Below are 17,136 nucleotides of genomic sequence, written 5' to 3' on the forward strand. Positions count from 1 at the left end.
AAAATGACGTTCCCTTTGTAAGGGCTTATCGATAGTAGGTAAGAATCGGCGGGATGAATACTATGATTTGAATATTATGTTAATAATATGTTGAAAGTGAGTGTCATATCACTCATACAGCGCGAAACAGCTCACAAAAATACACGTAACAGTTTCGTTTGCAATACAAAATGTTGATTCCGTCGTAACTCCAGGTTTTATCGCTATTTTCCTCTCCCCGATCGGAGAGAGGAAAATAAGAAAAACCGATTACAGGATTTCCAGCAGCTCGACTTCAAACACCAGGGTGCTGAATGGCGGAATGGACGCGCCAGCGCCACGCTCGCCGTATGCCAGGTTGTGCGGGATAGTCAGTTCCCATTTTGAACCTACTGGCATCAGGGTCAGGGCTTCGATCCAGCCTGCAATCACGCCGTTGACCGGGAATTCAGCCGGTTCGCCACGCGCGACGGAGCTGTCGAACACGGTGCCGTCGATCAGCTTACCGGTGTAGTGTACGCGAACGTGGTCGGTACGCGCCGGGATTGCGCCATCACCCTGATTGATTACGCGGAACTGCAAGCCGGACTCGGTGCTGTTCACGCCTTCACGCTCACGGTTCTCTTCCAGATATTTCACGCCTTCTGCCGCCATCTCTTCGAAACGCGCGCGACGTACGGTGTCAGCACGTTCGTGGATTTCACGCAGCGCACGGTGCACAACGTCAACCGGCACAGCGGGCTGCTTGCCTTCCAGCGCGTCAGCGATACCCGCCACCAGCGCTTCCGGTAACAGACCTTCCAGGCCGGATTCGCTCAGCTGCTGTCCTACCTGCAAGCCGATGCCGTAGCTTGCCTGCGCTTCGATAGTGTCAAAAGTCGGGGTGGTCATGGGTTTTCCTTCCATCACATTTAAAGTAGCGGGCAGCATATCAGCCATGCCCTTATGGGTAAAACTTTGTCTTAAGTAAAGGTGACAAACTGCGACGAAACGGAAACAATAGTAGCCGTCAGGATTTTCCCTAATATATGTCACGAAAGCTGGCTTTGTTACGCCCATCAGGCAGTTAGCAAACTACACTTCTCAGGACAGGATAAAAAGACGCGGAGCAGGAGGAGAGCCATGCCCGGGCGATTTGAACTGAAACCTACCCTGGCGAAAATCTGGCATGCGCCGGATAACTTTCGCATCATGGACCCGCTGCCGCCTTTGCACCGCAGAGGCATTATCATCGGCGCGTTGCTGATGGTCATCGGTTTCCTGCTTCCTTCCGGCAGTGACAACGTTGATACCGGGCCGGTAAGCCGCAATGCTGAGCTGGATATCCAGTCGCCAAGCCAGCCGCAGCCTGATTCACAGCCGATGCAGACGCAACTGGTCACACCGTCTAACGATCCGGGCCAGGTTGCGCCGGTTGAACCTGAACCTGTTCAGGAAGATCAGGAGCAGGCCGCCGCCCCTTCAGAGCCACAGGCGCAACAGCCCACCGGCATTGAGCAGCAGTGGCGTTCGTATCGCGTAGAGCCAGGGAAAACCCTTGCTCAGCTGTTCCGCGACCACAGCCTGCCTGCAACGGATGTGTATGCCATGGCGCAAGTCGAGGGGGCAGGCAAGCCGCTCAGCAACCTGCAAAATGGTCAGATGGTGCAGATCCGCCAGAATGCCAGTGGGGTGGTGACCGGGTTAACGATCGATACCGGAAACGGGCAGCAGGTACTGTTTACCCGCCAGCCGGACGGCAGTTTTATCAGAGCACGTTAATAGCCCAGGCCGGGTAAGGCAAAGCCGCCCCCCGGTACTTTTGTTCTCAGGCACGACGTTTATTCACCCACCAGATCCCCGAGCAGACCAGCACCAGCGCAATCGCGTATTTGATGTCCAGAATGTCTTCGCCGAGGAATATGGCGGAGAGCACCGTTCCTGCTACAGGTATGACAAAGTTGAACGGGGCAATCATACTCACGCGGTTCACTTTCAGCAGCGCGCTCCACAGGGCGAACGCCACGGATGAGAGCAGCGTCAGATACCCCAGCACGGCGACGGCCTTCATGCTGTGCACCTCCAGCGCCCCGCCCGTGGCATAGCCTCCCACAACCAGTGCCGCCCCGCCTATCGCCAGCTGCCATCCCGTCATCACCGTCGGGTCAACGGTCTGGGAAATGCGTTTCCCGTAAAGCGTGGCCGCAGAGAGAATAAAGGCCGCCAGCACCACAAATCCGTCACCTTGCCAGACAAACTGGAAATCACTTAACCCGCCGTGGAAGTTCACCAGCATCACGCCGGTAAAGCCCAGAACACAGCCCAGCGTTTTGTTATAGCTGAGTTTGTCGTTGTGGTAGATAAAGTGCGCCAGCAGCACGCTGAAGAAGGTCCCGGTGGCATTCATGATCGAACCGTTCACCCCGGTGGTGTAAGCAAGGCCGATATAAAAGAAGGTGTACTGGATGGTGGTCTGGGTCAGCCCGAGGATCGTGAGCTGACCAAACTGCGTGGGTGTGAGCCTGCCAATCGGTTTACGTTGGGCCAGGGCAAAGAGCAGCAGCAACGCACCGGCAAACAGAAAACGGTATCCGGCAAAGACGACTTTGGACGGAATATCATCGGTCGCGATCTGGAAGAGTTCGTAGCCGCTTTTAATGGCCGGGTATGAGCTTCCCCAAAGCAGACAGCAGAGCGTGGCGCAGGCATAGGCCACATTTCTACGGGCAAAGGCGGGCGTGGGCAGAGCGGTATCCATGACAAATCTCATAAATAAAATTGCGTTTCAATTTATTATCAGAGAATGCATCAGGAATAGCGACCTTACAATCGCAAAACATGACGTAGGGTCACGCTAAAAAGCAAAACGCCGGCACAAGGCCGGCGCTTCGACGTGAGCAGAGTAAAAAATTACTCAGCTACTACGTTAACAACCAGTTTAGCGAACACTTCGCTGTGAACCTGGAAGTCAACTTCGTGCTCACCAGTGGTACGCAGAACGCCGTTCGGCATGCGAACTTCGCTCTTAGCCACTTTAACGCCTGCTGCAGTGACTGCATCAGCGATATCGCGAGTACCGATGGAACCGAACAGTTTACCTTCGTCGCCAGCTTTAGACGCGATGGTAACGGTGCCCAGTGCGTTGATTGCTTCAGCGCGAGCGTTAGCAGCCGCCAGAACGTCAGCCAGTTTGGCTTCCAGTTCAGCACGACGTGCTTCGAAAAACTCTACGTTTTTCTTAGTAGCTGGAACAGCTTTACCCTGTGGTACCAGGAAGTTACGAGCGTAACCCGCTTTAACGTTTACCTGATCACCCAGGCTGCCCAGGTTTGCTACTTTATCAAGCAGAATAACTTGCATTACCTTATCCTCTTAAAGTCGTATTAATGGACCGTGCCCGATTACTGATGACGATCAGTGTACGGCAGCAGAGACAGGTAGCGAGCGCGTTTGATAGCGCGAGCCAGCTGACGCTGATATTTTGCACGAGTACCGGTGATACGGCTTGGGACAATCTTACCGCTTTCGGTGATGTAGTTTTTCAGCGTTGCGATATCTTTATAGTCGATCTCTTGAACGCCTTCCGCGGTGAAACGGCAGAACTTGCGACGACGGAAATAACGTGCCATTTGGCTAGTCTCCAGTATCTATCAAATCAATCTGCTCGGCATGCAGAACCATTTTGCTCAGGCCGTTCTTTGCCTTGTGGCAAGAGATGAACCCCTGAACGATTACTGCACTACCGACCGTTAAACTGTGAGTAATGGCCTGGTTTTCGTGTCCGCTAATGATAACGGGCATTTGGCACCACGCCTGCCGGTGAAACCCGGCTTCCTCTTGCACAGAACGATGCTCAAGCACGAACTGGCAATGCGGAATTCCTGATGGGCTGACCTTTCGAAGGGGGGTCCTGCACACGGTGCCGGACAACACCAGACGGTTGGTCATCAGAAATTACTCTTCAGAATCCCCAGCATCAGAATCATCTGCGGTTTCGTTTGCGAAATCATCGCGACGCTCACGGCGCTCGTCTTTCGCTTTAACCATCGGAGATGCTTCGGTCACTGCGTGTTTGGTACGCATAACCATGCTGCGGATAACGGCATCGTTGAAGCGGAAGGTAGTTTCCAGCTCATCAATCACTTCCTGCGGCGCTTCAACGTTCATCAGAACGTAGTGAGCTTTGTGCAGTTTGTTGATTGGGTAAGCCAGCTGACGGCGGCCCCAGTCTTCCAGACGGTGGATCGTGCCTTCTGCACCAGTGATGGCAGCAGAGTAACGCTCGATCATACCCGGAACCTGTTCGCTCTGGTCAGGATGGACCATAAAAACGATTTCGTAATGACGCATCGAATTGCTCCTTACGGATTATTCAGCCTCCTGTCTGGGTCAGCCGAGGCCCGGGGAGGCAAGGAACGTGTTAAAGGTCGGCTGAAAAATTGACGCGTCATAATACTTGCGCGCCCCGCTAAACACAAGGTGATTGCACAAATAATTCGCACAAAGGGTAAAGCTGTTCTAAGTGGGTGATTTAAAATCTCACTTATCAGAAACGCTGTTTTTTTGAACAACACCATCAGAAATGGTCACCCATCGCAACCCGAGTAGCGATTACACTTTAATCAGAAGCCTTAAGCAGAGAAGGAGAGCATTACCCCATATCACAGCACGCAGTTGTGGAGCGCATATCATGAAAAGAATCGCATTCGCCATTTTGGCTGCGCTTTTGCTCAGTGCAAACGCGATGGCAGCCATCAAGATAGACAGCCGACAGGCCAGAAACATGGATGATGTGCAGAGCTTAGGCGTTATTTACATCAATCATAACTTCGCCACTGAAAGTGAAGCAGATCAGGCGCTTAATGAAGAAACCGATGCGCAGGGCGCAAAATACTATCACGTCATACTGACACGTGAGCCCGGCAGCAACGGCAATATGCGCGCCAGTGCAGATATTTACCAGTAACGCTTTATCGCCAGCACCAGGAAAGCCAACGAAAATCATAGCTATATATGATTGCCCCCTGCCGGGGGCTTTTTTTATGAATGGCTCCGGAATACCACCGGTTACAACTGTTTCGGTATTCCAGAGCACTTATTCACTTCTGCCCGTAATAAGCATTCGGGCCGTGCTTACGCATGAAATGCTTGTTCATCAGATAATCATCAATGCCCTGAAGCTGTGGGTTAATGCCGCGCGCAATCCACGCCATTCGTGCCACCTCTTCCATCACCACCGCGTTATGCACGGCGTCATGCGCATCTTTACCCCAGGAGAATGGACCATGCTGGTACACCACAATACCCGGCGTATGCAGTGGTTCCGTCTCACCCAGCGTTTCGATAATGACCCTGCCGGTGTTAAGTTCGTACTCGCCTTCGACCTCAGCCTGCGTTAACGCCCGCGTGCAGGGAATATCGCCGAAGAAGTAGTCCGCGTGCGTCGTACCCAAAGCAGGGATCGCCAGCCCGGCCTGTGCCCAGGCGGTGGCGTGCGTGGAATGGGTATGCACAACACCACCCAGGGACGGGTAACGCTGGTACAGCGCCAGATGGGTTGCCGTATCTGAAGAAGGACGCCATTTGCCTTCAACAACGTGTCCTTCCAGGTCAACCACCACCATATCGTCCACTTTCATGGCGTCATAGGCCACGCCGCTCGGCTTAATCACCACCAGCCCCTGATCGCGATCGATGGCGCTTACGTTGCCCCAGGTAAACGTCACCAGTCCATAGCGCGGGAGATCCATATTGGCCTCAAAGACCTGCTGTTTCAGCTTAAGCATGTTCCGCCTCCAGTAAGCCTGCCCGCGCCATGCGCTCGCGCACCCAGTCCCGGGCTTTCGCCACTTCTGCCGCCGGGTCGTCCGCGGTTTCGCTCCACATCTCAATCAGGTAAGGTCCGCAATAACCTGTCTGTTTAAGCGTCTGGAAGCACCGTTCGAAATCCACCACCCCGGTGCCGAACGGTACGTTTTTAAACACGCCGGGACGGGTATCTTTTACGTGCACCGCCACGATATGCCCGATGCCCGCCTGAAGCTCCATCTGTACGTCGTTATCCCATGCCGACAGGTTGCCGATATCCGGATAAAGCTGGAACCACGGATTGTTCAGATAGTGCGCGTAGCCCAGCGCCTTGCTGATGGAGTTCATCAATGGATAATCCATGATCTCCATCGCCAGCGTCACCTGCGCACGGCTTGCCATCTCAACGCTCTCTTTCAGGCCGTCACGGAAACGACGGCGCGTCTCATCGTTGGCTTCCTGATAGTAAACATCGTAACCCGCCAGTTGGATCACGCGGATGCCAACATCCTGTGCAAAGCGAATGGCTTTACGCATGATCTCCAGCCCTTCGGCGCGTACGGCATCATCTTCGCTGCCAAGCGGAAAACGACGGTGAGCGCTCAGGCACATGGACGGCACGCGCACGCCGGTTTCGGCAATGGCGCTCACCAGCGCCAGACGCTGGTCGCGGCGCCAGTCCAGGCGAGAAAGACGCTCGTCCGTCTCATCCACCGACATTTCGACAAAATCGAAACCCAGCTGCTTCGCCAGCTGTAACCGCTCCAGCCAGCACTCCCCCGCAGGGAGTGCCTTTTCATAGATGCCAAGCGGGACCTGTTTTGACAACATACCCGCTCCTTAACCCCAAAGCTGAGCGATTGAGCGTTTAAACTGACGCGCAGCTTCCACCGGAGATTCCGCATCGCGAATGCTACGACCGGCAATAAAGACATGGATTGGAATACCCTTGAACAGCGGCAGATCTTCCAGCGCCAGACCACCGGTCACGGTCACTTTGAAGCCCATATCGGCCAGGCGTTTGATCGCGTTGATATCAGCTTCGCCCCACGCCACACCTGCGGCCTGCGCATCACGGCTGCGGTGATAAACCACCTGCTGGATACCCGCTTCGCGCCACTCCTGTGCCTGCTCCCAGGTCCAGAAGCCGGTCAGTTCAATCTGCACGTCGCCGTTGAACTCTTTCGCCACGTCCAGCGCGCCTTTCGCAGTGTTGATATCTGCACAGCAGATCACGGTGACCCAGTCGGCGTTGGCTTCAAAGCACATGCGAGAGAGAATTTTGCCCGCATCGGCAATTTTGGCATCCGCCAGCACGATTTTATGCGGATAGAGCGCCTTCAGGTCACGAACCGCACGAACGCCTTCGCCCACGCACAGAATGGTGCCGACTTCGATGATGTCCACCTCTTCTGCAATCAGACGGGTGGTTTCGTAAGCGTGAGACAGCGTCTGGTTATCCAGCGCGACCTGCAACATTGGTAATGACATTTTCAATTCCTCTTAAACGGCCGCCGCAGTGGCGTTATCAATTAAATCCAGCACGTCCTGCGCGGTACGGCAGGCACGTAAACGGTCAAAATTAGCTTCGTCATCAAACAGGTTAACGATCTGCATGATGCCCACCTCCTGGTGGGTGTTGGCATCGACAGCTGCCATGGTGATCAGAATGTCGACCGGGTCGTTATCTTCGTGGTTGAACACCAACGGGGTTTTCAGCGTCACCAGCGCAAAACCGGTTTTCTTGACACCCTCTTCCGGGCGGCCATGCGGCATTGCCAGCCCCGGGGCAATCACAAAATAGGGGCCGTGCTGCGCCACGCCATCCAGGATGGCCTGGTAATAACGCGGCTCGACAACGTCCGCCTTAACCAGCAGGTCCACGCTCAGCTTCACCGCTTCCTGCCAGGTACTGGCTTCAGCCTGTAAAAGGATGGAGTTATTCTCAGCCAGCGAATCACGTAGTTTCATGTGACATCCTTACTTCACGTCTTGTGGGAAGTGCTCTTTGATCACTTCCAGCAGTTTTGGCCCAAAATCCGCAGGCGACAGCATGTTGCGCACACCTACCACGTATTTGTTGCCCGACACGCTAATCTCGCCGGCAATGTGCGTTGAAGCGATGATGATGTCCGCGCCGTTCAGTTCACTTTTGTATTCACCCACTGCGCAGCTGTTCACCGTGTGGTCAATGTTTGACTGGGTTAAAAACTGGTCCACTTTCATTTTCATGATCATGGAGCTTCCTTGCCCATTGCCACACACAGCCAGGATACGTACGGTCATAATCGAAACTCCTTAGTGAGCAGAAACTTCTGCTGTTTGTTTTTCCGCATCTTCTTCAGCTCGCAGCGAACGGCCAGCGAAGAACATATAAGTCAGTGCAATCAGGATGATGACGGCCATAAAGACCAGCCCGACGGACGCAAAGCCCTGCATCATCGGCGGCGCCAGAATTGACCAGTCCGCCATGCCCATCCAGGCGCTCATGCCGGTGAGCTTGACCGCCCACACGCACCCGAAGATTTCAACCATGCCCATCACCAGGCAGATCTTGAGCGCGGCGCGCCATCCGCCGAAGTGGTTAGCAAACACGCCGATAGTGGCGTTGGAGAAGAACATCGGGATAAAGCCAGGAATAATCAGGATTGAGGAGCCACAGCCCACCAGGATGCCGACCGCAATCAGCTGGCCGATGGTGCCCCACATAAAGCCCCAGACGACGGCGTTTGGCGCAAAGCTATAGATAGCCGCACAGTCAATCGCCAGCACCGCGCCAGGGATCAGGCGCTGAGAGATACCGTTGAACGCTTCCGACAGCTCGGCGACGAACATACGCACGCCCTGAGTGATGATGAAAATGGCCACGGCAAAGGAGAAACCGGTTTGCAGGATATAGACCGTCCAGTGGGTTTTACCCGCCATCGCCTGCACCACGTCAATGCCAAAGGAGAGCAGGATGGCACCGAAGAAAAGGGTCATTACAATCGCCGTGGAGACGATGTTGTCGTGGAAGATATTCAACCAGCCAGGCAATTTGAGGTCTTCAACACTCTCCTCTTTTTTACCCAGGTACGGTGCAACTTTGTACGCAATCCAGGAGGCGAACTGCTGCTGGTGACCGATGGAGAAGCCGCAGCCGTCAGTAACGTCCTGCGTTGGCTTATACATCATGTTGGAGGTGATGCCCCAGTAAAGCGAGACCAGCACTGCCGTGCAGATGACCGTGGTCCACATTGGGTAGCCGAAGATATAGAGAGAAACGGCAATCAGCCCCGCCTGCTGGAACATGATGTGCCCGGTGAGCATGATGGTGCGAATACCGGTGATGCGGCGCAGGAGCACGTAAATGATGTTCAGCGCCAGCGCGAGCAGTACCGCATACCCAACCCAGCTGTACGCATCCCCCATGCGATCGATGGTGGCCATCATGGACGCGTAAGTGTCAGAGATGGCGCCGTTAATGCCATATACCTCAGACATTTTGGCAACGACCGGCTTAAACGTGCTGGTCAGAATGCCAGACCCCGCCTGCAACAGCATAAAACCAATGATGGTTTTGATGGTGCCTTTGATAATCACGCTGACGCTTTTGCGCAGCAGGATGTACCCCAGGCACGTCACGATACCCAGCAACAGCGGGGCGTTGGTCATTACCTGATTAAAGAAAACGGTAAAGACGTTGTAGAGGATCTCCATAACTCTCTCCAAAAAATGAGAACACGAGGGGCAATCCCTGTGTGGTTGGTGTCATCACTCTATTAATCACAAATAATCACCACAAGATTGCATTTGATTATTTGTGACGGATCACGCAATTTATTTCCATGGAGTTAGTAATGATTTTCACTACCGATCCAGAAAGATAAATAAATTCTTAATTTTCAATATATTAATTATATGTAGCGGTTATCTTAACAACGACGAGGTGTATTTTCTGTGATGTGGCGAGGGGAATTTTCCGCAAATAAGCCATTGCAAATCGATTCAAACAGTGCCAGCATTAATCACAACAAGTCACAGTATGATTACTTTTGATTGAAACCAGGAGTCAAACGATGAGTAAAGTGAAAACCATCACCCGTGAATCATGGATTTTGAGTACCTTTCCGGAGTGGGGTAGCTGGCTGAACGAAGAGATCGAGCAGGAACAGGTTGCTCCTGGCACATTTGCGATGTGGTGGCTTGGATGCACCGGGATCTGGCTGAAATCAGAAGGCGGCGCCAACATTTGTGTTGATTTCTGGTGCGGCACCGGCAAACAGAGCCACGGCAATCCACTGATGAAAAAAGGCCACCAGATGCAGCGTATGGCCGGCGTTGAAAAGCTCCAGCCGAACCTGCGCACCACGCCTTTTGTGCTTGATCCTTTCGCCATTCGCCAGATCGACGCCGTTCTCTCTACCCACGATCACAACGATCATATCGATGTGAACGTGGCGGCAGCGGTAATGCAAAACTGCGCGGACAACGTACCCTTTATCGGGCCGCAGACCTGCGTGGATTTGTGGATTGGCTGGGGCGTGCCAAAAGAGCGCTGCATTGTGATGAAGCCGGGCGACGTGGTGAAAATCAAAGACGTTGAAATTCACGCGCTGGATGCCTTTGATCGCACCGCGCTGATCACCCTGCCTGCCGACCAGAAAGCCGCAGGCGTACTGCCAGACGGGATGGACGAGCGCGCAGTGAACTACCTGTTCAAAACGCCTGGCGGTTCCCTGTATCACAGCGGTGACTCTCACTACTCCAACTACTACGCGAAGCACGGTAACGAGCACCAGATTGACGTGGCGCTTGGCTCTTACGGTGAAAACCCGCGCGGGATTACCGACAAAATGACCAGCGCGGACATGCTGCGCATGGCCGAAGCGCTGAACACCAAAGTGGTGATCCCCTTCCACCACGATATCTGGTCAAACTTCCAGGCCGATCCGCAAGAGATCCGCGTCCTGTGGGAGATGAAAAAAGACCGACTCAAGTATGGTTTCAAGCCGTTCATCTGGCAGGTTGGCGGCAAGTTCACCTGGCCGCTGGATAAAGACAATCTCGAGTACCACTACCCGCGTGGTTTTGATGATTGCTTCACCATTGAGCCAGACCTGCCGTTCAAGTCCTTCCTCTGATTGTGCAGCCCAATCGCCAGACACAGTGTCTGGCGATGTCATATTTAATTTAGTAATTTCATGCTATTTCAAATATCATCTTTTCAAATCAATTCTTTTCGGAATAGCTCATGACGGAAGCGCAACGGCATCAAATTTTACTGGAACTCCTGGCGCAAACAGGGTTTATCACCGTCGAGAAAGTGATCGAACGTTTAGGGATCTCCCCTGCTACCGCGCGGCGGGACATTAACAAGCTGGATGAAAGCGGCAAGCTGAAAAAAGTCCGCAACGGCGCAGAGGCCATCAGCCAGCAGCGTCCACGCTGGACGCCGATGAATATTCACCAGGCGCAGAATCACGATGAAAAGGTGCGGATTGCCAGAGCGGCATCACAGCTGGTGAATCCCGGTGAGAGCGTGGTGATCAACTGCGGTTCGACAGCGTTTTTACTGGGCCGTGAGATGTGCGGCAAGCCGGTGCAAATCATTACCAACTATCTGCCGCTGGCCAACTATCTCATTGACCAGGAACATGAAAGCGTGGTGATCATGGGCGGTCAGTATAACAAGAGCCAGTCCATAACCCTGAGCCCGCAGGACAGTGAAAACAGCCTCTACGCCGGGCACTGGATGTTTACCAGCGGCAAAGGCCTGACGGCGGATGGCCTGTATAAAACCGATATGCTCACCGCAATGGCAGAGCAGAACATGCTCAACGTGGTGGGTAAACTGGTGGTGCTGGTCGACAGCAGCAAGGTCGGTGAACGCGCCGGCATGCTTTTCAGCCGCGCCGAGCAAATCAGCATGGTGATCACCGGCAAAAACGCCAACCCCGAGATCCTCAGCAAGCTCGAGGATCAGGGTGTCACGGTGCTGCGCGTTTAAAGGTGCTGACGGAAAAACTCCACGGTGGCTTCCAGCGCAGCCGGAGTAATACGGTGCCGGACACCGGCACCCCACAGGCAGGTCAGATTGCTGTCCAGCCCTTCACGCTGTAGCGCCTGTTGCAGACGGAACGTTTCACCGGGCGGTACGACATCGTCGGCATCCCCATGCCACAGCAGCAGGGGACGATCGGCCAGCTGTGAAAGCGCATGGCTGACGTCCCATTCAGACAACAGGGCCTCAATCTCCTGAGGTGCCTGCGGCGGGAACAGCGTCTTTGCCAGTGACATAAAGTAGCCCGATCCCATCAGGCAAGCCACGGACGTCACCTCTGGATGCCTGGCCATGATCCCCAGCGCCGTCATTCCGCCCATTGATGCGCCTGCGACCGCCAGCCGTTTCCCCTCCACCAGCCCGGCCTGTAAAAGCGCGTCACGCAGCCCGGCGAACTCGGTCAGATTGCCGTGCAGCGTTTGCCAGAACAGCCCCAGCCGCGCCTGTTCATCGCCCGTAAAGCGTGCCCCATGATTCGGCGCATCAGGCATGACCACCCGGAAACCGGCCTGCGCCAGCGCGACGGCAAAATAGCTGTAGACCAGCTTTGAGGAGAGAAAACCATGATAGAAAACTACTGTCGGCAGCGGCTGTTCACCTTTACCAGCCGGAAAAGCATGGATGATTTCATGCTCACTAAGCAGGCGAGTTTCAATTTCAATCATTGTCGATCCTGTGCTGATGAATGATTCATAATGTTGAGAGCTGGATTACGGTTTCACGATATTTTCATTCGAAATCTACGTCCCAGATAACACTTCGGGAACATTCCCCCAAAACTAAATTCGCAGACCACTACACTATGGCTATCAGGAAAAGAGACAGGTTTATGCGCAGGCTTACCGCTTTATTGCTGGTCTCACTGCTCAGCGGATGTTCCGTATTGCAGGGTACGCCAGAACCGGCACCGCCGGTTACCGATCATCCTCAGGAAATTCGTCGTAATCAGACTGAAGGATTACAACGCCTGGGAACCGTATCAGCGATGGTTCGCGGTTCACCGGATGATGCAGAAGACGCAATTGAAGCACAGGCCGTTGCCGCAAAAGCAGATTATTACGTCATCACGATGATTGATGAAACCATTATTACGGGACAGTGGTATGCACAAGGCATTTTGTACCGTAAGTGAGCATCATCATTTGAACGACCTTTACACTGCTTTGCGTCCGTAGACATTTTCCTGTCCACAATAAACTCCATGCCAGCAACAATGGAAATGAGTTTATTCGCGAAGGATTGCCCGGCGGATACCGGAGACACGTGAAAAGGAGCTGACGATGAAACGAACCCTTGCTTTAACGACGCTATTGCTTTCAGCGGGCCTGTTGAGCACCACGGCGCAGTCGGCTGAATTTGCCAGCGCGGATTGCGTCACGGGCCTGAATGAGATTGGTCAGATCTCCGTCAATAATATCACGGGGAGTCCGCAAGACGTTGAACGTGTCGTCGCCCTGAAGGCCGATGAACAGGGCGCATCCTGGTATCGCATCGTCCAGATGCAGGAAGATCACCATGTTAATCACTGGCGCGTGCAGGCCATTCTTTATGCATAATCCCCTCCGATAAAAGCCACTTAATTTTAGTGGCTTTTCACTTTTGCAAATTTTTTATCTCTCCCGAAACTCAATAAAAACAAAAGCGTAATATTCAGTTACATTAAACAGATAAACGTTCTCTCCGCTCTGCCGTTGAACAGCCATCACTTTTCAATAATGAGCAATTTATGATCACCTTTTTCCGCCGGGCAGGACTGGGCACGAAGCTATCGCTGCTAACAGCTGTAAGTGTCGCTACGCTTTTTTTGCTGTTCACTTTCCTGTTGAGCCACAACGCCAGCCAGCAGCTTGAAGATCTTGCGGTTGAAGACCTGCATAACCAGTCCAACGGCATGGTGGATATGGTAGAGATGTTCAACACCAGCCTGAGCGAAGAGGTTGAAAGCTATACCCGTCTGTTCACCACCTTTTTGCCACAGCCATTGAACAGCGACAGTAGCCAGAGCCGGACCATAAATGGGCTTACCGTTCCTTTGCTGAAAGGCGGCGAAACGGAGCTGCATGAAAACAATACGCTTTCTGATGACTTCCTGAGCCGAACGGGAGCCATCTCGACGCTGTTTGTCCGCAGCGGTAACGATTTTGTCCGCGTGGCGACGTCGCTGCGCAAAGAGAATGGCGACCGCGCCATCGGAACCGTTCTTGATACCACCAGCCCGGCATTTGCCGCCGTCACTAAAGGGGAGGTCTATCGTGGCCTCGCGCTGCTGTTCGGCAAGCGCTATATCACGCAGTACCAGCCTGTTAAGAATGCGGAAGGCCAGGTTATCGGGATTATCTTTGTCGGCGTGGACATCACCCATTCGTGGAACGTCATGCGCGAGAAAATCCTTAACCGTCGTCTGGGCGAGAGCGGTCACTTCTTTGTACTGGATCGCAGTAGCGGCAAAACGCGCGGACAGTATCTGTTCCATGCCAGCGAAGAGGGCAAACTGCCTAACTGGGACACGGCGACACAGCAGCAGCTTCTGAGTGATAAAGCCGGCACGCTGGAACGCGTGAGCGCGGATGGCCGTACGCTCAAAGTCGCCTACACGCCGCTGCCGGGCTGGAACTGGACCATCGTGGGTGAAGTGGATAAAGCCGTACTGCTTTCAAGCGTCACCACACTGCGCGATCGCTTCCTGATGGCGGGCGTGGTGCTATCCGTACTCTTCGCGGGCCTGTTCGTTATCCTCATTCGCCGGATGCTAACCCGCCCACTGCGCGAGGTGATCGCGCTTGCCCGGCAGTATGCCGCAGGCGATCTGCGCGCCAGCCTGCCGGTTACCCGCCAGGATGAAGTCGGCCAGCTGATTGACGCCATCAACGGGATCGGGGAAGGCCTGCAAAAAATTGTGTTGCAGGTCCGCGAGGCCGCAAGCGAGATCCATCTGGGGACTAACGCGCTGGCTTCAGACACCGGCGAGATATCTGAACAGATCAACAAGCAGGCCAGCAGCGTTGAGGAGACCTCCGCCAGCATGGAGCAATTAGCCGCCACCGTGCAGCAAAATGCCGCCAACATGGAGCAAACGCAGCAGCTGGTGGGTGAAACCTCGCGCGCGGTGCATCAGGGTGGAGAGACGGTGACCCACGCAGTCTCCACCATGGATGATATTCGCGATGCATCGAAACGCATTGAAGACATCACCCGCGTGATTGAGTCCATCGCTTTCCAGACCAATATCCTGGCGCTCAATGCGGCGGTTGAGGCGGCTCGGGCGGGCGAGCACGGGAAAGGTTTCGCAGTGGTGGCGCAAGAGGTACGCGCCCTGGCCGCACGCAGCGCCAACGCGGTAAAAGAGATTGAACAGCTGATTGGGGATACGCTGAACAAGGTGAGCGAAGGCCATGCGCTGTCTGAGCAGACGCGTCTGGCGATGGATGCCATCATTGTTCATATCGATAACATCAGCCAGCTTGTCACTGAGATCAACCACGCCTCCCGCGAGCAGTCGGCGGGAATTGGCCAGGTGAATCTGGCGATGACGCACATCGGTGAGGCATCGCACATCAATGCCGATCGCATCTCACGCAGCGAGCAGACAGCACAGACGCTGCGCGAGAAGGGTTCACATCTCACCCGGCTGGTGAGCCTGTTCCAGCTGAAGGCTTAACCGACCCGGCCCGTGGCGCGCAGCAGCAGGTCGTTTTGCACCTGCTCGCTCATCAGCGTGCCGCCCCGGGTATCCAGCATCATGCGGCACCACGCCTGCGCCATGGGCGGCGATGCGTGCCGCAGCATTTGACTTCCGGCCCCGAGTAAAAAGAGCTGCTGCGCGATCTCCCTGCCCTGCGCTTCCTGCGGTTTCCGCAGCTTCTGCTGTAGCTGCCGCCAGCTGCGATCGAAGTGCCTGTCCTGGCCTTTTACCTGCGCGAAATCATCGGCGAGCAGGTCGAGAATGCCCGACTGCTTCGCCAGCACGCGCAGTACGTCCAGGCACATAATATTGCCAGAGCCTTCCCAGATGCTGTTGACGGGCATTTCACGGTACAACCGCGGAAGCTCACTCTCTTCGCAATAGCCTGCACCGCCCAGCACCTCCATTGCCTCTGCCACAAACGGTATACCCGCTTTGCAGACGCTGTATTTTGCCGCCGGAGTGAAAAGCCGCGCCCATGCGGCTTCCTGCGGGTCGTTGCGGTTGTCCCACGCCCGGGCAAGTCGGAACAGCAGTGCCGTGTGTCCCTCCAGCACCAGCGCCATACGGCTTAGCACGTCGCGCATTAACGGCTGGTCGATCAGATTTTTGCCGAAGGTCTGCCGCTGATGGGCATGATAAAGCGCCACCGAGAGCGCACGGCGCATCAGTCCGTGACTGCCCAGCGCGCAGTCAAAGCGCGTCAGCCCGCCCATCTTCAGAATTTGCCGGACGCCTTCCCCCTCTTCGCCCAGCAGCCAGCCGGAAGCATCAAGAAATTCAGCCTCACTGCTGGCATTTGAGCGGTTGCCGAGCTTGTCCTTCAGACGCTCAAGGCGCACGGCATTACGTTGCCCGTCGGGTAAGAAACGCGGGACAAAAAAGCAGCACAACCCGCCCTTCGCCTGCGCCAGCACCAGATGCGCATCGCTCTGCGGCACGGAGAAAAACCATTTGTGCCCCACCAGCCGGTAACTGCCATCGCTGCATTTCTCTGCTTTGGTAGTATTACTGAGTACGTCCGAACCGCCCTGCTTTTCCGTCATCCCCATGCCGATCAGCAGGCCGCGCTTTTGCGCCCCCGGCGCGAGATGGGGGTCGTAGCGATCGCTCATCAGCGGCGTTAACCACTCATGAAACGGTTTGGGCAGCGATCGTTGCAACAGCGGCGTGGCCGCAAAGGTCATGGTCACCGGGCAAAGCGTTCCCGCCTCCACCTGAGCATGAAGTACGAAACGCGCGGCCCTGGCGACGAACGATCCTTTCCGCGCCTCCCCCTCCCACGCCAGGTTGTGCACCCGGTTGGCGCAAAGCCCCTGCATCAGAAGATGCCATGCCGGATGAAAGCGGACGTCATCCAGCCTCGCTCCCGTGGCGTCATAACGCAGCAGCTCCGGCGGATTAACGTTCGCCAGTCTGCCCAGCTCCAGCGACTCTGCCGTACCCAACTGCTGGCCGATGCTGGCAAGAAGATCCACATCCCACTCAGCCCCTTCGCGCGCTACCGCATCGCGCAGGGCGCAATCAGAGAGAAAAAGGTTGCTGTTCGATAGCGGTGCGGGTTGATTAAAAACGGTATGTGTCTGCCAGTGCATGCTGTCTCCCTCCTTTCATTGGCAATAAAGATAAGTATGGACAGAGGGCA

21 protein-coding genes are annotated in these 17,136 nt (G+C 54.8%); 7 read left to right on the forward strand and 14 right to left on the reverse strand.

The features are described 5' to 3' along the window. Positions 1-249: 249 nt before the first annotated feature. The gene (gene fklB, locus ACOT1A_RS17660) at positions 250-870 is read right to left on the reverse strand and encodes an FKBP-type peptidyl-prolyl cis-trans isomerase (protein ID WP_022646839.1); all 621 of its coding nucleotides are present in this window, start codon (positions 868-870) and stop codon (positions 250-252) included. 231 nt (positions 871-1,101) lie between these two features. Between fklB and ACOT1A_RS17665 the strand changes: the two genes are divergently transcribed. Then, positions 1,102-1,740, forward strand: a complete 639-nt coding sequence (locus ACOT1A_RS17665) for an OapA family protein (protein WP_105322937.1) — start codon at positions 1,102-1,104, stop codon at positions 1,738-1,740. A 46-nt stretch (positions 1,741-1,786) separates the two neighbouring features. Here ACOT1A_RS17665 and ACOT1A_RS17670 read toward each other — a convergent pair whose 3' ends face one another. The 5 genes from ACOT1A_RS17670 to rpsF all read right to left on the reverse strand — a co-directional run bounded on the left by ACOT1A_RS17670 (position 1,787) and on the right by rpsF (position 4,308). Further along, positions 1,787-2,716 (reverse strand): DMT family transporter, encoded by a 930-nt coding sequence (locus tag ACOT1A_RS17670; RefSeq protein WP_105322936.1) that lies wholly within the window; start codon positions 2,714-2,716, stop codon positions 1,787-1,789. A 152-nt stretch (positions 2,717-2,868) separates the two neighbouring features. Then, positions 2,869-3,318, reverse strand: coding sequence for a 50S ribosomal protein L9 (gene rplI, locus ACOT1A_RS17675; RefSeq protein ID WP_006810372.1), 450 nt, complete (start codon positions 3,316-3,318; stop codon positions 2,869-2,871). 41 nt (positions 3,319-3,359) lie between these two features. Beyond that, positions 3,360-3,587: a 30S ribosomal protein S18 gene (gene rpsR, locus ACOT1A_RS17680; protein WP_000135199.1), complete on the reverse strand. Its 228-nt coding sequence runs from the start codon at positions 3,585-3,587 to the stop codon at positions 3,360-3,362. Positions 3,588-3,591: 4 nt separating this feature from the next. Further along, the gene (gene priB, locus ACOT1A_RS17685; protein ID WP_022646836.1) at positions 3,592-3,906 is read right to left on the reverse strand and encodes a primosomal replication protein N; all 315 of its coding nucleotides are present in this window, start codon (positions 3,904-3,906) and stop codon (positions 3,592-3,594) included. 6 nt (positions 3,907-3,912) lie between these two features. Then, a complete protein-coding gene (rpsF, locus tag ACOT1A_RS17690; RefSeq protein ID WP_003856034.1) occupies positions 3,913-4,308 on the reverse strand; it encodes a 30S ribosomal protein S6 in 396 nt (131 codons plus the stop codon). Between the two features lie 340 nt (positions 4,309-4,648). Here rpsF and yjfY point away from each other — a divergent pair, with 340 nt between their 5' ends. After that, positions 4,649-4,924 (forward strand): DUF1471 family protein YjfY, encoded by a 276-nt coding sequence (gene yjfY / locus ACOT1A_RS17695; RefSeq protein WP_023299144.1) that lies wholly within the window; start codon positions 4,649-4,651, stop codon positions 4,922-4,924. A 133-nt stretch (positions 4,925-5,057) separates the two neighbouring features. Here the strand turns inward: yjfY and ACOT1A_RS17700 are convergent, their stop codons facing one another. Genes ACOT1A_RS17700 through ulaA form a run of 6 tightly spaced genes read right to left on the reverse strand, consistent with a single transcriptional unit; the run spans position 5,058 to position 9,465 of the window. Beyond that, positions 5,058-5,744, reverse strand: a complete 687-nt coding sequence (locus tag ACOT1A_RS17700; RefSeq protein ID WP_045307814.1) for an L-ribulose-5-phosphate 4-epimerase — start codon at positions 5,742-5,744, stop codon at positions 5,058-5,060. Beyond that, a complete protein-coding gene (locus ACOT1A_RS17705) occupies positions 5,737-6,597 on the reverse strand; it encodes an L-ribulose-5-phosphate 3-epimerase (RefSeq protein WP_022646833.1) in 861 nt (286 codons plus the stop codon). The genes ACOT1A_RS17700 and ACOT1A_RS17705 overlap by 8 nt, the downstream gene beginning before the upstream one ends. Before the next feature lie 9 nt (positions 6,598-6,606). After that, positions 6,607-7,257, reverse strand: a complete 651-nt coding sequence (gene ulaD / locus ACOT1A_RS17710) for a 3-keto-L-gulonate-6-phosphate decarboxylase UlaD (RefSeq protein WP_022646832.1) — start codon at positions 7,255-7,257, stop codon at positions 6,607-6,609. 12 nt (positions 7,258-7,269) lie between these two features. Next, entirely contained in the window at positions 7,270-7,737 is a 468-nt protein-coding gene (gene ulaC / locus ACOT1A_RS17715; RefSeq protein ID WP_003856024.1) for a PTS ascorbate transporter subunit IIA, read from the reverse strand. Between the two features lie 9 nt (positions 7,738-7,746). Next, positions 7,747-8,052, reverse strand: a complete 306-nt coding sequence (gene ulaB, locus ACOT1A_RS17720) for a PTS ascorbate transporter subunit IIB (protein ID WP_003856022.1) — start codon at positions 8,050-8,052, stop codon at positions 7,747-7,749. 12 nt (positions 8,053-8,064) lie between these two features. Beyond that, positions 8,065-9,465 (reverse strand): PTS ascorbate transporter subunit IIC, encoded by a 1,401-nt coding sequence (gene ulaA, locus ACOT1A_RS17725; protein ID WP_022646831.1) that lies wholly within the window; start codon positions 9,463-9,465, stop codon positions 8,065-8,067. Positions 9,466-9,824: 359 nt separating this feature from the next. On the opposite strand from ulaA, the gene ulaG reads away from it, so the two are divergent. Both ulaG and ulaR read left to right on the forward strand, forming a co-directional pair. Continuing rightward, on the forward strand, positions 9,825-10,889 hold the full coding sequence (ulaG, locus tag ACOT1A_RS17730) for an L-ascorbate 6-phosphate lactonase (RefSeq protein WP_105322935.1): 1,065 nt from the start codon (positions 9,825-9,827) through the stop codon (positions 10,887-10,889). A 110-nt stretch (positions 10,890-10,999) separates the two neighbouring features. Continuing rightward, entirely contained in the window at positions 11,000-11,755 is a 756-nt protein-coding gene (ulaR, locus tag ACOT1A_RS17735) for an HTH-type transcriptional regulator UlaR (RefSeq protein ID WP_003856014.1), read from the forward strand. Here ulaR and yjfP read toward each other — a convergent pair. Next, positions 11,752-12,474 (reverse strand): esterase, encoded by a 723-nt coding sequence (yjfP, locus tag ACOT1A_RS17740; RefSeq protein WP_023299141.1) that lies wholly within the window; start codon positions 12,472-12,474, stop codon positions 11,752-11,754. The two genes, ulaR and yjfP, sit on opposite strands and share 4 nt — an antisense overlap. A 137-nt stretch (positions 12,475-12,611) precedes the next feature. Between yjfP and bsmA the strand changes: the two genes are divergently transcribed. The 3 genes from bsmA to ACOT1A_RS17755 all read left to right on the forward strand — a co-directional run bounded on the left by bsmA (position 12,612) and on the right by ACOT1A_RS17755 (position 15,467). Beyond that, complete coding sequence (bsmA, locus tag ACOT1A_RS17745) at positions 12,612-12,941, forward strand: biofilm peroxide resistance protein BsmA (protein WP_003856011.1); 330 nt, start codon at positions 12,612-12,614, stop codon at positions 12,939-12,941. Between the two features lie 148 nt (positions 12,942-13,089). After that, complete coding sequence (gene yjfN, locus ACOT1A_RS17750) at positions 13,090-13,365, forward strand: DUF1471 family protease activator YjfN (RefSeq protein ID WP_003856009.1); 276 nt, start codon at positions 13,090-13,092, stop codon at positions 13,363-13,365. A 170-nt stretch (positions 13,366-13,535) separates the two neighbouring features. After that, positions 13,536-15,467, forward strand: coding sequence for a methyl-accepting chemotaxis protein (locus ACOT1A_RS17755; RefSeq protein ID WP_105322933.1), 1,932 nt, complete (start codon positions 13,536-13,538; stop codon positions 15,465-15,467). Here ACOT1A_RS17755 and ACOT1A_RS17760 read toward each other — a convergent pair. Continuing rightward, the gene (locus tag ACOT1A_RS17760) at positions 15,464-17,086 is read right to left on the reverse strand and encodes an isovaleryl-CoA dehydrogenase (protein WP_105322932.1); all 1,623 of its coding nucleotides are present in this window, start codon (positions 17,084-17,086) and stop codon (positions 15,464-15,466) included. The two genes, ACOT1A_RS17755 and ACOT1A_RS17760, sit on opposite strands and share 4 nt — an antisense overlap. Positions 17,087-17,136 lie beyond the last annotated feature (50 nt).

The organism is Enterobacter cloacae complex sp. SYL003, from assembly GCF_049236925.1.
Lineage (GTDB): Bacteria > Pseudomonadota > Gammaproteobacteria > Enterobacterales > Enterobacteriaceae > Enterobacter > Enterobacter intestinihominis.